Raw genomic sequence first — 14881 nt, forward strand, 5'->3', positions numbered from 1 at the left:
AATATGGTTTAAAGTTAAGTATATTACTTATTTTTTGCTATTTTTCTCTTTTTTTGTAGCGATTATATCTTCAGCAATTTTGTCAGGACATTTTGTATAGTGATTAAATTCCATAGAAAATTGTCCACGACCAGATGTCATGGTACGTAAATGGCCAATATAACCAAACATCTCTGATAAAGGTACATTGGCTTTAATACGTACTCCTGTAGCAGTCGATTGCTGATCTTTAATTATTCCGCGACGACGATTTAGATCACCAATTACATCACCAATATGATCTCCTGGAGTAAACACATCAACGTACATTATTGGTTCAAGGAGTTTTGGATCTGTTTTAGGCATAGATTGTCTGAATGCATTTTTTGAAGCAATTTCAAATGCAATGGTTGATGAATCAACCGAATGAAAAGCACCATCAAATAGTTCAATCTCAATATCTAATATTGGGAAACCAGCTAAAATGCCATTATTCATCATTGATAAAAAACCTTTTTCTACTGCAGGTAAAAATTCTTTAGGGACATTTCCACCAACGACTTTTGAAGAGAATATAAAACCAGAATTTAATTTACCTGGTTTTATGCGATAATCAATTTTAGCAAATTGACCAGCACCACCAGACTGTTTTTTATGTGTATAACTATCTTCGACAGTTTGTGTAATAGTTTCCCGGTAAGCAACTTGAGGAGCACCAACATTTAGTTCAACATTATATGTACGTTTTAGAATATCAATTTTAATGTCTAGATGTAGCTCTCCCATACCTTTAAGGATAGTTTCCCCTGTTTCATTATCAGTTTCAACTTGAAAAGATGGATCTTCTGCAATCATTTTATTAAGTGCAACAGCCATTTTTTCGGAACCTCCTTTATTTTTTGGGGATACAGCAATTGAAATGACTGGACTTGGGAAGATCATTGGCTCAAGTGTGCATTTGTTTTTAACATCACATAAAGTATGACCGGTTTGCACATTTTTCATACCTACAATAGCAATAATATCACCAGCTTGGGCATTAGTCAGCTCATTGCGTTCATTGGCCTGCATTTCAACCATTCGACCAACACGTTCTGTTTTATTGGTTGTGCTATTGAGAATAGTATCTCCTTTATTTAGACAACCTGAATAGATGCGGATAAATGTCAAGCTACCGAAACGGTCATCCATAATTTTAAATGCTAGGGCACGAAAAGGATTATCTTCAGATACTGTAGCCATTTCTCCAGTTGGTTTTCCTGTTTCGGGATTTATTAAAGGTTGAGGATTTACTTCTGTTGGAGAAGGAAGATAATCTACAATTGCATCTAGAATTAGTTGCATACCCTTATTTTTAAATGCGGAACCGCAAAAAGTGGGGAAAAATTCTAAGTTTTTCGTACCTTTTCGGATACAAGTTTTAATATTTTCAATAGAAATCTCTTCGCCTTCCATATAAGATTCCATTAGATAATCATCTTGTTCAACAGCTGTTTCAATTAGTTCTTTTCGATAAATTGTAATGCTTTCAAGCATATCTGATGGAATATCTTGAATTTCATAATTTTCAGGAAAATCTGTTTCATCCCAAACATATGCCTTAAGATTTAATATATCCACCACGCCAATAAACTGATTTTCTTGACCAATTGGGACTGTCATGACTAATGGATTAGCACCTAGTAGGCTTTTTATTTGTTTTACAACATTGAAAAAATTAGCACCAATACGATCTAATTTATTAATAAAAATTAGACGAGCAACATTGGATTCATTTGCATAACGCCAATTAGTTTCCGACTGAGGCTCCACACCACCAGATCCACAAAATACACCAATACCTCCGTCGAGGACTTTCAGAGAACGATATACTTCTACGGTAAAATCTACATGTCCAGGAGTGTCAATAATATTCAGACGATGGTTATTCCAGAAACAGCTAACAGCTGCAGACTGAATAGTAATACCACGTTCTGCTTCTTGTTCCATAAAATCAGTAGTTGATTCTCCATCATGAACTTCTCCAGTTTTATGGATTTGACCCGTTAGCTTTAAGATACGCTCCGTAGTAGTAGTTTTCCCTGCATCAACGTGAGCGAAAATACCAATGTTTCTGTATTTTGATAAATCTGCCATTGTATATACTCTGTTTATTATAAAATAAAATCACACGAGGATTATATCATAGTCTTTTAGAACTAATAGCTTTATCAACGTAATATTCTCAGATAATATATAAACATATTAATTTATATTTCATTATAATTTATCAATGATCTTAATTGCTTCTGATAATTTTTTAACGCTGTAGGTTTTTAAACTATATGTTGTGTTTTTTTGAACATTAGCTGAAGGAATAATTGCTTTTTTAAAGCCATGTTTAGATGCTTCCTTTAAACGTTCTTGTCCACTAGGTACTGGACGAATTTCTCCTGCAAGACCTACTTCACCAAATATTATTGTATCTTTTGGGAGCGATTTATTTTTGAAGCTAGAAAGTAAGGCTATTAAAATAGCTAGATCTGCACTAGTTTCTGTTATCTTCACACCACCTACTACATTAACAAATACATCTTGATTAATAATTTCTAGGTCGGCATGTTTATGTAAAATTGTTAGCAATAACGATAATCGATTTTGTTCTAAACCAACTGAAATTCGTCTAGGATTATTGGCTTGTGCTCGGTTAACCAAAGCTTGAACTTCAATAAGTAGTGGACGAGTTCCTTCCCAAAGGACCATAATTGAACTGCCAGGAATATCTTCTTTCTCTTTAGATAAAAAAATTGCAGAAGGATTATGTACTTCCTGTAATCCGTAGCTTGTCATAGAAAAAACACCAAGTTCATTAATTGCTCCAAAGCGATTTTTTTTACTACGAAGCATTCTAAAGCGACTATCAGCACTACTGTCCAGCAATATAGAACAATCCACAATATGTTCAAGTATTTTTGGACCAGCTAAAGTTCCATCTTTTGTCACATGTCCTACGATAAATACTGTGACATTGTTTTGTTTTGCATAATGGGTTAGTGCCATTGCTGATTCACGTACTTGAGTTATGCTTCCAGGAGACGATTGTAATTCAGTAATACGCATAACTTGAATTGAATCTATAATCATCACTTGAAGTTGCTCTTTTTTAGCAATTTCGCAAATTTTAGTAATATTGGTTTCAGATAACATTTTTAGGTGTTTTTTATGGAGTTTTAATCGAGATGCACGCATAGCAATCTGTTGAAGAGATTCTTCTCCAGTGACATATAAAGCTGTTGTTTTTTCTGATAGCATGGATATCATTTGAAGTAATAGGGTAGATTTGCCCGTCCCGGGATTTCCGCCAATTAGAATAGTAGCCCCTGGAACAATCCCACCACCTAAAACTCTGTCAAGCTCTTTAAAACCGCTTTTAAGACGAGGGAGTTTATGCAAATTAATATCTGATAATATTTGTATTTTATTTTCAGTTTTACTGGATGATTTTTGTTTACTATGATTAGAAGGTTTTGCTAATTTGATTTCACTTATAGTATTCCACATTCCGCAAATGTTACAATGTCCATGCCATCGAGGGAAATTTGTACCACAATCACTACAGATATAGGAAAGTTTTATTTTCTTCATAGTATACTAATTATATTTTTTTTGTTTCTATTAATGAATTAAGAAGTATTGCAATTGATTATGATATAGTGCATATATGTTAGATATTAGTAATAATCTATTAAATAATCTTTAAGTTTTTCTGCCTCGGATAGGTGTTTTAGGTTATTCCATATTTGATAATTGAGTAAGTACCATAACATTACCATCATGATTGCTCTTGGCTTCCATAGTAAAACACCTGCAATCCAATCATTTGTTTTTACGATTTTACGAAGTTTGCAATAATAGGATACAGATTTAAAAACTTCTTCATTAGCTGCATTAATACTTAATGCTAAATCTAAACGAGGATCGCTTATTGTAGCATATTCCCAATCAATCACTTTATTTCCTAATATTGTATTCACCATATTATATGTTGTTAGGTCAAAGTGACATAATGTATTATTAATGCTAGGTAAATTAGGTATATTTCTCCAGTGATTATATAATTTTTGATATTTATGAGTTTTCAATTCATTTCTAATTTGTGACCAATAGTGATCCACTTTTTCTATGAAATTAAATCTAGGAATATGAATATTATCTATATTTAATTCATGTATTTTAACAATGATTTTAAGAACGGAATTAAAACTTGTTTTAATAACTCTTAATGAATCTCCTTCAATCCAATCAACAAGGATGCCTTGACTATTAACAATAATTGGCTTAGGAGCAATTAAGGTAGATTGAATGAAAGAAAGTACTTGGAACTCTTGAAATTGAGAAATTAGAAATGCTTTTTTAACAGCAGGTATCTTAAATCTCCAGACATACTTATTGCCGTTAGAAAAGACTACTTTGTAACAATAGTTTGTTAATCCTTCAGAAAGAATTTGCACGTAACTTGGAGATTTTTTGAATAATCTCTTTATCGTCAATAAAGAACTATTAAGCTGACATGCTTTTTTCCATAATATCTTTGACATAAGACTCTTTATTTTTTAGTAAAGCTATTCTAATAAAATGTACTTCTATTTTTTTAACTTGAAATTAATTCAGTTTATATTTCTGATATTTAGGTTTCTATTTTCTATAGAAATAAAGTTAATTACCCGAAGTGAAATTTTATAAAAAATTATTGCTCAATTAAATAGCTAATGTTACTATCCTGGAATTCATTATAAGTTACTTATTCACGTATCTATTCGTATTTTAATGTTTTTTAAATCTATTGGATTGAATTTCTAAATGCGAAAATTTATTTGCTTTTATTTAAATTTTAAATTGGAGAATGTAAAAGACTTATGAAATTAGAAGGAGTAGTCCGTGCTGAGCTTGGTAAAAGTGCTAGTAGGCGTTTGCGTCAATCTGGTCAGTTTCCAGCAGTTATTTATGGAAGTGAGTTTCCACCAGTTTCTATTGCACTAATACATAGTGATGTTATTAATCAAATAGATAAGTTCAGTTTTCATATTTCAATTATCCTAGCAATTGGTAGTGAGAATATCAAGGTTAGGTTGAAAGATATTCAACATCATCCATTTAAGCCAAAAATTGAGCATATGGACTTTATCCGTATCTAGTAGATTTAAAAAGAAATAAAATTAGGCGTCGATGATTTCAGTTATACGATAAAATAAAGGCTAGCCTGTTTTTATTTTCTACATTTTTTTTCTAACCTTAAAGATATACTTCTACTTTTAGATTTCAGTATGGCTTTCATTTTTTAAAAATCTATTTAATTGAAAGAGAAAAAAAAATTACCGATAAATATAGCATTGATAATGCTAATTACACTGTAGGTCAGGATAATATAAAAAAATGGGGATTTGATATTCATGGTCCTGTATTTATTGTTAGTTTTGCTTTAATTGTTTTATTTTTATTGCTGACATTGTCGTTTGAAACTAATTCCATTCAAACTGCATTACTTAACTTAAGACAATATATTGTTGAGACCTTTGATTGGTTATTTGTTTCCTCAACTAATGTTTGTGTTATATTTTGCTTCATTCTAATTTTAAGCCCATATAGTAAGATTCGTCTAGGTGGTAAAAACGTAACCTCAGATTATTCTTTTTTTTCTTGGTTATCAATGTTATTTGCAGCTGGTACAGGTGTTGGTTTAATGTTTTGGGGTGTTGCAGAACCTGTTGCCCATTTTATTGGTTGGTATGAAACTCCTCTCAATGTTACTGCTAATTCAGATGAGGCTGCTCATCTTGCATTAGGAGCAACGATGTACCATTGGGGATTACATCCTTGGTCTATTTATGCTGTTGTTTCCCTTTCTTTAGCCTTTTTTACTTATAACAAAGGTTTTCCACTAGCTATCCGCTCAGTATTTTATCCATTGCTAGGTGATAAAACTTGGGGTTGGATAGGTCATCTTATTGATATCCTTGCAACACTTGCAACCATTTTCGGTTTAGCAACTTCATTAGGTTTAGCTGCACAGCAAACGGCAAGTGGTATTAATCATATTTTTAATCTGAGAATTAATATAGAACTGCAAGCTTTTTCAGTTATTATTATGACTTTTTTAGCCATTATTTCTGTAGTATTTGGAATTAAATCTGGTGTCAGAATTATCAGTAATATCAATATAATAATTGCTTTTATTCTTTTAGTTTTTGTTGCTTTAATGGTTTATATTGTATCGTTAGTATCTATTCCAGAAACATTGATATCCTATATTACCAATATTATTCCTTTGAGCAAGGTATATGGGCGTTCAGATGAGACTTGGTTACAACATTGGACTATACCTTATTGGGCTTGGTGGATATCTTGGTCTCCATTTGTAGGTACTTTTATTGCTCGTATATCTAAAGGGAGAACAATTCGTCAATTAATTATTTCAGTACTTCTTATACCAAGTTCCGTAACATTAATTTGGATTTCTGTATTTGGTGGAATAGCAATTAATCAATTACAAAGTGATATTGGTATACTTGGCAAAACCGTTTTATCAAATGCATCACTTGCCATGTTTGAATTGCTTGATTCTCTTCCATTTGGAACAGTATTATCAAGTATGACAATTGTATTAATATTAGTTTTTTTTATTACTTCTCTTGATTCCGGTTCTTTAGTAATAGATAGTATTACATCAGGTGGAAAGGTTCATGTTCCAATTCGACAGAAGGTGTTTTGGACTTTTTTAGAAGGAACCATTGCTATGATCTTGCTATGGATTGGTGGAAATAAAGCAGTTCATGCACTGCAAGCCGGAGCAATTTCAACTGCTTTGCCATTTAATTGTATGCTGTTAATAATGTGTATAAGTTTAGTTATGGCAATAAAAACTGAACAAAAAAAATAAAAAACTATATCCTAAACCTACATATATCCTGTAGTTTAGTTTCTAACAGTTCAAAGCAGTTCAATCCATACATGCATGCATGATTAATTATGAAGTCATTTTTTTAGTTATAATAATTTTTTTTATTTCACTACTAAGTAAAGATTTCGATTACCTCGTTGGATGTTAAGTGCTAGTATGTTTGGTTTTTTATCAATCACTGAACGAAATTCTGCAAGGTTCTTAATTCTATTACGATTTACAGCTATAATGATGTCATTTGGTTTTAACTGATATGCTTCTGCATTTGATCCTTGAGAAACGGAAGTGATTTTAACTCCTTGTATAAAATCTTTTTCAGTAGTATTAGCTAATTCTGCTCCAGTTAATCCTTCATGTAGGTTACCAGCAGAAGTTTTATTAAGTGATTCTTCAGATAATGTCACATTAAATTGTTTAAACTTTCCATTCCTAATAATACCTAAAGTGACCTTTTTACCAGGTCCAACAGTAGCTATCTTTGCTCTTAGTTCTCCAAAGTTGTTAATTTGTTTTCTATTAATTTCTACTATTATATCTCCTGCTTTTAATCCAGCTTTATCTGCAGCGCTATCAGGTTGAACTTGGGCAACAAAAGCACCTTTACTGGATTCGTAACCTAGGGCTTCAGCTAAATCTGAAGTGACTTCTCCACCTTCTATACCTAGCTTCCCTCGTTTAACTTCACCAAATTCTTTAATTTGTTCAATGAGATTTTTCATCATGTTTGACGGAATTGCAAATCCAATTCCAACATTACCACCATTTGGACCTAAAATAGCCGTATTAATACCGATAAGCTCACCATTAAGATTAACTAAAGCACCTCCAGAGTTACCTGTATTTATAGCTGCATCAGTTTGGATGAAATTTTCAAAATTTCCAGTATTAAGCCCACTTCTTCCTAGAGCAGAAACAATACCAGAAGTAACAGTTTGTCCTAAACCGAAAGGGTTACCAATCGCAACTGCAAAATCTCCAACACGAAGATCATCTGAATCAGAAATTTTAATTTGAGTAAGATTTTTTGCTTTTTTAAGCTTTAACAGTGCAATATCAGATAATTGATCACCACCAATCGGTTTAGCATCATATTCTTTACCATCATGCAGTTTAACTCGAATTTTTTCTGCACCATCAATGACATGGTAATTAGTTACAATATGGCCTTGAATAGCATTGATTATTACACCAGATCCTAATCCTCTAAATGGACGCTGAAGTTTTTTTGTTGGAAAATTTGGGCCAAAGAAAAAATAAAATTGTTCAGGTAGATTTTGATGTGATACACGGGTACCTTCCACAGAAATTCTAACAACTGCTGGAGTGACTTTCTTTAGCATTGGTGCGAGACTAGGTAATTGCTTACCTTCTATAGATAAAGGTAAAGCGACACTGTCTTGTAACAAGAGAAAACTGGCTAGGCTAAAGAACAAGAGAGTTAGAGTAAGAAAGGATTTTTTCATCTGATCAATTCCTATTGATAATTACACTCATTTATGGGATAAGATGGTATCTTATAATACTATTCTTTTAAAATTTAATAAAGAGAATACTTTGGCTTTGCCTAGTGTAAAGATAAAGGGTACTTAGCTTGTATGATGCTTAAAGAAAAATATCAAAATGATTTTTTAAAATTAGGCTTTAAAAAAGATTCTTTTCAAGAAAACATAATTGATATATTAGATAATTTATCCTTAGATGTTATTGAGTATTTTAGAATAGAAACTTCTATTCAATTTTTAAGTTTTTTTAAAAAACTATGTAGAAAGAAAATTAAAAAGAATAAACCAAAAGGTGTTTATTTATGGGGAGGAGTTGGTCGAGGCAAAACATATTTAATGAATTCTTTTTATGAGATTTTGCCCATAAAAAAGAAAATCCGGTTGCATTTTCATAGTTTTATGAATCGAGTTCATGAAGAACTAAAAACATTAAATGGTTTAAATCCATTAGAGTTATTAGCAGATAAGTGGAAATTAGAAATAGAAGTAATTTGTTTAGATGAGTTTGTCGTTTCAGATATCTCTGATGCAATGATTCTATCAGTCTTGTTAAAAGCGCTATTTGATCGTGGTATTATTTTAGTTATTACTTCAAACATTCAACCAAATCATTTATATCGAAATGGATTCAATCGAGAGCAGTTTCTTTCGGCGATTCATCTAATTGAAAAAAATTGCATTATAATAAATATTCGTAATAATATCGATTATCGATTATTAATGTCGAAGCAAGCAGAGAGATACTATTATCCATTAACTAAAAGTAATAATAAAAAACTGATTATATGCTATAAAAAACACCTTAAAATAGCCAAGACAACGCCAAAAAATAAAATAAAAATTAATAATCACTATATAAAAATTATTGGAGAAACAGGAGGGCTATTGTATGCAACATTTGAGCAATTATGCCAAAGTAATCGAAATCAAAATGATTATATTAAAATATCAATGAACTACCATACAGTATTACTTGCTAATGTAAAACAAATGAATCATACTCTTGACGACGTAGCTCGTAGGTTTATTGCTTTAGTCGATCAATGTTATGAATGCTGTGTAAAATTAGTTATTTCTGCTGAAGTCCCTTTAGAGCTACTTTATTCTGAGGGTCAACTTAAATTCGAGTTTGAGCGTTGTTGTTCCAGATTAAATGAGATGCAAAGCAAACGTTATTCATCCAGAAAACATTTGTTTTACAAATAAGTTTGGTTTTTCTAATTCATGTATAGCATTTTTGAAAAAATAGCTGTTTTTTCTTTCTGTTTTCTTCTATACTCCAGGCTTGTATATTTTAGGTTAATTATAATGTTTGAAAAAAATTTTATAGTCTAGATAGTTTGGGATTATTATTTCATTCATATATGCTTAAGGTATTGAGGTAGTTCTGTTTTAATCAAAAGTATTACGAATTGTTGTCAAATTCATTTCTCAAGTTATAAATTTTAATAGGTAATTTAGTTGGTATGAAAACTTTCGTTGTTAAGCCTGAGAACATAAAGCGTGTTTGGTATCTTGTGGACGCTAAAGAAAAAACTCTTGGCCGTATAGCAAGTAGAATCGCCTCTGTTCTTCGTGGTAAACATAAGGTTGAGTATACTCCTCACGTTGATTCTGGTGATTATATCATTGTTATTAATTCAGGAAAGATTAATGTTACTGGTGATAAAGCTAAAGGTAAAATTTATCATCGTCATTCTGGATTTCCAGGTGGTTTAAGATCCATTACTTTTTCAGAATTAATTAATATGAAACCTAATATGGTGTTGGAATTAGCTGTTAGGGGTATGTTACCACATGGTCCTCTTGGGCGTGCAATGTATCGTAAGATGAAGGTATTTGTTGGTGCTGAACATAATCATACTGCCCAACAACCAATAGTACTAGAAATTTAAATTTGGAATTGTAAAAGATGGCATCATATAATCAATACTATGGCACTGGTCGTCGTAAGACTTCTTCTGCTCGTGTTTTTATTAAACCCGGCACTGGCGATATTTTAGTTAATAAACGGAGGCTGGATATTTACTTTGGTCGTCCAACTTCTTCTATGGTTGTAAAACAAGCTTTAGAGTTAGTTGAATTGATTGGAAAACTAGATTTATATATTACTGTTAAAGGTGGTGGAATTTCTGGTCAAGCAGGTGCTATCCGTCATGCCATTGCTCGTGCTTTAATGGAATATGATGCGTCTTTGAGGCCTGTTTTGCGTTCAGCAGGTTATGTTACTCGAGATGCTCGTTGTGTTGAACGTAAGAAAGTTGGTTTTCGGAAAGCTCGTCGTCGTCCACAGTTTTCTAAGCGTTAATCTTGTCTAGTTCAAAGTAACTATTTAGCGTTGCTGAATTTAGTTTTATAATCTAATCAGTATGGATTTTTATTGTTTTAAGCCTAGCTTTGTCCTAGGCTTTTTGCTTTTATCTTGATATTTTTAAATAAAAATCTGCTTTTTTCTATTGAAAACAGTTTTTCTTTATTCTTGTCAAAAAGTAGACTTTTATTTATTATCTTTTATTAAATAGATATCAGTTTCATGTTTTTTGTTGTCATACTTTGATTAAACGTAAAAATTAGATTATTTTTAGCAGCTAGGAGAATGTTTAAGATGAGCGATTCCCCTTCAAATAAAAGTCGTAGGCAGTTTCTGATTTCAATAACAGCAGTTTTTGGTAGTTTTGCTCTTCTCTCAATTGCAATTCCTTTCATTAAATCTTGGAATCCAAGTAAGAAAGCTAAGGCTGCTGGAGCCCCTGTTGAAATTGATATAAGTAAACTTCAGGAAGGAGAAATGATTCGTGTGAAATGGCGCGGAAAGCCAGTTTGGGTGGTTCGTCGTACACAATCAAGTCTTGATAATTTATTAAAACTTAATAATCAACTTCGTGATCCGAATTCGAAAGCAGATCAACAACCTGTATATGCTCAAAATACTTATCGTTCAATTAAGCCTGAATATTTTATAGCTGTTGGGATTTGTACTCATTTAGGTTGTTCTCCTTCCTATCTGTCAAAAAAATTCTCTGAACAAGTGCAAGGAGTAGAATCTGGGTTTTTTTGTCCATGTCATGGTTCAAAGTTTGATATCGCTGGAAGAGTATTTCAAGGAGTACCGGCTCCATCAAACTTAATTGTTCCTAAACATATGTATTTAAGCGATACGCAAGTTGTTATAGGTATTGATGAGAAGTAGGAAATTATAATGATAGCAGCACTATTTGATTGGATTGAAAAACGTCTACCAATGATGGATGCTTATAAGAAGCATATGTCAGAATATCCAATGCCAAAAACATTTAATTTTTGGTATTTTTTTGGTGTTCTAGCTATGATTGTGTTAGTTAACCAGCTTGTTACTGGAATATGGTTAACTATGAATTACATACCTTCTAATGAAGAAGCTTTTGCTTCTATCGAGTATATTATGCGTGATGTAGAGTATGGTTGGTTGTTGCGCTATATGCACTCGACAGGTGCTTCATCATTTTTTATTGTAATTTATCTGCACATGTTTCGTAGCTTAATTTATGGTTCTTATAAAAATCCACGTGAAGTAGTATGGCTATTTGGTATGTTGATTTTTGTAGTGCTGATGGCTGAAGCATTTATGGGATACTTATTACCTTGGGGACAAATGTCTTACTGGGGAGCACAAGTAATAATTTCCTTATTCAGTGCTATTCCAATTATTGGTGATGATTTATCGCTATGGATTCGTGGTGATTATGTTGTTTCTGGTGCCACATTAAATCGTTTCTTTGCCTTGCACGTTATAGCTTTACCAATTGTTTTGCTATTGCTTGTTGTATTGCATATTCTAGCATTACATGAAGTTGGCTCAAATAATCCTGATGGAATTGATACCAAATTGAAAAAGGGTAGTTTAGGTAATAACTATACTGCTCCATTTAAATTCCATGATACTTATACAAAGAAATATGATATTATTGACTCCGTTCCTTTTCATCCATATGGAACAGTTAAGGATCTAATAGGAATAGCTATTTTTCTGTTCTTTTTTTGTTATGTCTTATTTTTTAATCCTGAAATGAGTGGCTATTTTCTTGAACATTCTAATTTTGAGGCTATGAATCCATTAAAGACACCAGAACATATTGCTCCAGTATGGTACTTTACCCCTTTTTATGCAATCCTTCGTGCAATACCTGATAAATTGTTAGGCGTTTTATCAATGGGAATGTCAATAGTGGCTTTGTTTATATTACCTTGGTTAGATCGTTGTAGTGTACGTTCTTTTCGTTATCGTAGTAAATTACATTTACTTAATATTGCTCAATTTTCTTTTAGTTTTATTGCTCTTGGTATCTTAGGATCTTTACCAGCAACCCCAACCTATACATTACTAGCTCGAATTTTTAGTTTGGGTTATTTTATGTTCTTTGTACTTTTATTCATTTATAGCAAAAATGAAAAAACTAAGCCATTGCCAAATAGGTTAATTTTTAAATGAATAAGTGGATGCTGTTATTTTTGCTAGTATTTATTACATTACCACTTTTATCTGAATCTGATGGTATATCTTTAGATAAAGCAAGCAATGATCTATCCAATCAAGCTTCATTACAAAATGGTGCTAAGATTTTTATGAATTATTGTTTTGGTTGCCATTCTACTCAATATCAACGTTATGAACGAGTTGCTAATGATATTGGAATTCCTTTTGAATTGATGGAAGAACATCTAATATTTAATTCTGAAGCAAAGCTGGGTGATTTAATTAAAAATGCAATTCCAGAAGATTTATCAGCTAAATGGTTTGGAATTTCACCTCCGGATCTTACTCTTGTTGCTCGTGTTCGTGGTATAGATTGGTTGTATACTTACTTACGTTCTTTTTATTCTGATCCTTCTCGTCAGTTTGGTGTTAATAATGTTGTTTTTCCAAATGTGAGTATGCCTCATGTTTTAGAAGAGTTACAAGGTATTACAAAGCCTATTTATAAAACTATGATTGTGGATGGAAAAAAAGTTGAGGTAATAGTCGGAGTCCAGTCTGATGGTACGGGTGAATTGAACGAAGAAGAATATGATCAAGCTGTGTTAGATTTGGTTAATTTTTTAGAATATTCATCTGATCCCATTAAATTGGAGCGTCGTGTTATAGGTTGGTGGGTCATGGCTTTTTTAGTTCTGTTTACTATTGTTGTTGTATTGCTCAAAAAAGAATATTGGCGTGATGTTCATTAATTATTGTGATAATATTCTGCCTTTACTCTAGGTTATTTTATCGATGTAAAAATAAAGTAATCTAACTATTTTTTTTGGAGGGTTCTATGGCTCTAATTGCCAATAAGCGTTCTGTAATGACTTTATTTTCAAGTCCATCTGATATGTATAGCCATCAGGTTCGTATTGTTTTGGCTGAAAAAGCTGTGAGCGTTGAGGTTGAATTAGTTAATGATAATGAGGAAAATACCCTTCCTCCTGAGTTAGTTTCATTGAATCCTTATAAAACAGTACCTACTCTTGTTGACCGTGAATTAGCACTTTATGATTCTAAAATTATTATGGAGTATTTAGATGAACGGTTCCCTCATCCTCCTTTAATGCCTGTTTATCCTGTAGCTCGTGGCAGTACTCGCTTAATTATTTATCGTATCGAGCGTAATTGGTATTCTTTATTTAGAAAAGTGTTATTGAATAATAGTTCTAAAAAATCTGATGATGCTCGTAATAAGCTCCGTACTGAATTACTAGCTCTTGCTCCTATATTTTCTGAATATCAGTATTTCATGGGTGAAGAATTTAGTTTGATTGATTGTTATTTAGCTCCCTTATTATGGCGTCTTCCACAGTTAGGTATTGAGTTACTCGGTGTAGGTTCAAATGACATAAAAGTTTACATGAATCGTGTATTTGAACGTGATTCATTTCTAGCTTCATTAACAGAAGTTGAGCGTGAGATTCGCTTAATTTAATTTCTGAATGGTCCTTACAATATGAATATTTTAAATTTTAAAATGATACCTTTTCGTCCGTATATTCTTAGAGCATTCTATGATTGGTTAGTTGATAATAGGTTAACACCCTATCTTGTTGTTAATGCAAATGTTTCTGGGGTTTCTGTCCCTGAACAATTTATTAAGAATGGTCAAATTACTTTTAATATTTCTACTAAATCAGTAGTTAATTTAGAGCTTGGAAATGATATGATTAAGTTTAATGCTCGTTTTTCTGGTTTTTTTCATTCTGTAGTAATTCCTTTGGATGCTATTCAGGCTATTTATGCACATGAAAATGGTATAGGGACAATGTTTCATCCAGAAGAAACTTACTTTAAACTGCTTAAAAAAACTAATAATATTACTGTTACTAGTGGTAAAATTTCACATTCTTCTTTGAAAGATAGTAGTATTGAAAAACCTCATGATAATGATCCATCTAATTTTGTAAAGAAAGGAAAATCTCATTTAAGAGTTGTAAAATAAATATAAAATAGCTGTTT

General features: G+C 31.9%; 14 protein-coding genes. 10 read left to right on the plus strand and 4 right to left on the minus strand.

Translation table 11 applies throughout. The annotated features are described in order from the left end of the window. Positions 1 to 27: 27 nt before the first annotated feature. The 3 genes from fusA to CF66_RS01490 all read right to left on the minus strand — a co-directional run bounded on the left by fusA (position 28) and on the right by CF66_RS01490 (position 4556). Entirely contained in the window at positions 28 to 2115 is a 2088-nt protein-coding gene (gene fusA, locus CF66_RS01480) for an elongation factor G (RefSeq protein WP_016503581.1), read from the minus strand. A gap of 123 nt (positions 2116 to 2238) precedes the next feature. Continuing rightward, positions 2239 to 3603: a DNA repair protein RadA gene (gene radA / locus CF66_RS01485; RefSeq protein WP_016503580.1), complete on the minus strand. Its 1365-nt coding sequence runs from the start codon at positions 3601 to 3603 to the stop codon at positions 2239 to 2241. Positions 3604 to 3689: 86 nt separating this feature from the next. After that, positions 3690 to 4556: a phosphotransferase gene (locus tag CF66_RS01490; protein ID WP_016503579.1), complete on the minus strand. Its 867-nt coding sequence runs from the start codon at positions 4554 to 4556 to the stop codon at positions 3690 to 3692. A 318-nt stretch (positions 4557 to 4874) separates the two neighbouring features. On the opposite strand from CF66_RS01490, the gene rplY reads away from it, so the two are divergent. After that, on the plus strand, positions 4875 to 5153 hold the full coding sequence (gene rplY / locus CF66_RS01495; RefSeq protein ID WP_016503578.1) for a 50S ribosomal protein L25: 279 nt from the start codon (positions 4875 to 4877) through the stop codon (positions 5151 to 5153). 176 nt (positions 5154 to 5329) lie between these two features. Beyond that, the gene (locus CF66_RS01500) at positions 5330 to 6895 is read left to right on the plus strand and encodes a BCCT family transporter (RefSeq protein WP_034411309.1); all 1566 of its coding nucleotides are present in this window, start codon (positions 5330 to 5332) and stop codon (positions 6893 to 6895) included. A gap of 122 nt (positions 6896 to 7017) precedes the next feature. Here CF66_RS01500 and CF66_RS01505 read toward each other — a convergent pair whose 3' ends face one another. Then, positions 7018 to 8379, minus strand: coding sequence for a DegQ family serine endoprotease (locus CF66_RS01505; protein WP_034411311.1), 1362 nt, complete (start codon positions 8377 to 8379; stop codon positions 7018 to 7020). A 132-nt stretch (positions 8380 to 8511) separates the two neighbouring features. On the opposite strand from CF66_RS01505, the gene zapE reads away from it, so the two are divergent. The 8 genes from zapE (at position 8512) to CF66_RS01545 (ending at position 14864) form a co-directional block, all read left to right on the plus strand. Further along, positions 8512 to 9624: a cell division protein ZapE gene (gene zapE, locus CF66_RS01510; protein ID WP_016503575.1), complete on the plus strand. Its 1113-nt coding sequence runs from the start codon at positions 8512 to 8514 to the stop codon at positions 9622 to 9624. A gap of 260 nt (positions 9625 to 9884) precedes the next feature. Next, the gene (gene rplM, locus CF66_RS01515) at positions 9885 to 10313 is read left to right on the plus strand and encodes a 50S ribosomal protein L13 (RefSeq protein ID WP_016503574.1); all 429 of its coding nucleotides are present in this window, start codon (positions 9885 to 9887) and stop codon (positions 10311 to 10313) included. A gap of 17 nt (positions 10314 to 10330) precedes the next feature. Continuing rightward, the gene (gene rpsI / locus CF66_RS01520) at positions 10331 to 10726 is read left to right on the plus strand and encodes a 30S ribosomal protein S9 (RefSeq protein ID WP_016503573.1); all 396 of its coding nucleotides are present in this window, start codon (positions 10331 to 10333) and stop codon (positions 10724 to 10726) included. Between the two features lie 297 nt (positions 10727 to 11023). Next, on the plus strand, positions 11024 to 11608 hold the full coding sequence (petA, locus tag CF66_RS01525; RefSeq protein ID WP_016503572.1) for a ubiquinol-cytochrome c reductase iron-sulfur subunit: 585 nt from the start codon (positions 11024 to 11026) through the stop codon (positions 11606 to 11608). A 12-nt stretch (positions 11609 to 11620) separates the two neighbouring features. Next, positions 11621 to 12886 (plus strand): cytochrome b, encoded by a 1266-nt coding sequence (locus tag CF66_RS01530; RefSeq protein ID WP_034411481.1) that lies wholly within the window; start codon positions 11621 to 11623, stop codon positions 12884 to 12886. Continuing rightward, positions 12883 to 13623, plus strand: coding sequence for a cytochrome c1 (locus CF66_RS01535; RefSeq protein WP_034411315.1), 741 nt, complete (start codon positions 12883 to 12885; stop codon positions 13621 to 13623). Before CF66_RS01530 ends, CF66_RS01535 begins: the two co-directional genes overlap by 4 nt. Before the next feature lie 86 nt (positions 13624 to 13709). After that, positions 13710 to 14354, plus strand: a complete 645-nt coding sequence (gene sspA / locus CF66_RS01540) for a stringent starvation protein SspA (protein WP_016503569.1) — start codon at positions 13710 to 13712, stop codon at positions 14352 to 14354. Positions 14355 to 14375: 21 nt separating this feature from the next. After that, positions 14376 to 14864 (plus strand): ClpXP protease specificity-enhancing factor, encoded by a 489-nt coding sequence (locus CF66_RS01545; protein ID WP_034411317.1) that lies wholly within the window; start codon positions 14376 to 14378, stop codon positions 14862 to 14864. The last annotated feature ends 17 nt before the right edge of the window (positions 14865 to 14881 follow it).

The sequence above is a fragment of the Candidatus Photodesmus anomalopis genome, assembly GCF_000731785.2.
Classification (GTDB): Bacteria; Pseudomonadota; Gammaproteobacteria; order Enterobacterales; family Vibrionaceae; genus Vibrio; species Vibrio anomalopis.

What these genes read in the sequence shown, in the direction of transcription:
- fusA (WP_016503581.1), bottom strand. Translation starts at nt 2,115, where the DNA reads ATGGCAGATTTATCAAAATACAGAAACATTGGTATTTTCGCTCACGTT.
- radA (WP_016503580.1), bottom strand. Translation starts at nt 3,603, where the DNA reads ATGAAGAAAATAAAACTTTCCTATATCTGTAGTGATTGTGGTACAAAT.
- CF66_RS01490 (WP_016503579.1), bottom strand. Translation starts at nt 4,556, where the DNA reads ATGTCAAAGATATTATGGAAAAAAGCATGTCAGCTTAATAGTTCTTTA.
- rplY (WP_016503578.1), top strand. Translation starts at nt 4,875, where the DNA reads ATGAAATTAGAAGGAGTAGTCCGTGCTGAGCTTGGTAAAAGTGCTAGT.
- CF66_RS01505 (WP_034411311.1), bottom strand. Translation starts at nt 8,379, where the DNA reads ATGAAAAAATCCTTTCTTACTCTAACTCTCTTGTTCTTTAGCCTAGCC.
- zapE (WP_016503575.1), top strand. Translation starts at nt 8,512, where the DNA reads ATGATGCTTAAAGAAAAATATCAAAATGATTTTTTAAAATTAGGCTTT.
- rplM (WP_016503574.1), top strand. Translation starts at nt 9,885, where the DNA reads ATGAAAACTTTCGTTGTTAAGCCTGAGAACATAAAGCGTGTTTGGTAT.
- rpsI (WP_016503573.1), top strand. Translation starts at nt 10,331, where the DNA reads ATGGCATCATATAATCAATACTATGGCACTGGTCGTCGTAAGACTTCT.
- petA (WP_016503572.1), top strand. Translation starts at nt 11,024, where the DNA reads ATGAGCGATTCCCCTTCAAATAAAAGTCGTAGGCAGTTTCTGATTTCA.
- CF66_RS01535 (WP_034411315.1), top strand. Translation starts at nt 12,883, where the DNA reads ATGAATAAGTGGATGCTGTTATTTTTGCTAGTATTTATTACATTACCA.
- sspA (WP_016503569.1), top strand. Translation starts at nt 13,710, where the DNA reads ATGGCTCTAATTGCCAATAAGCGTTCTGTAATGACTTTATTTTCAAGT.
- CF66_RS01545 (WP_034411317.1), top strand. Translation starts at nt 14,376, where the DNA reads ATGAATATTTTAAATTTTAAAATGATACCTTTTCGTCCGTATATTCTT.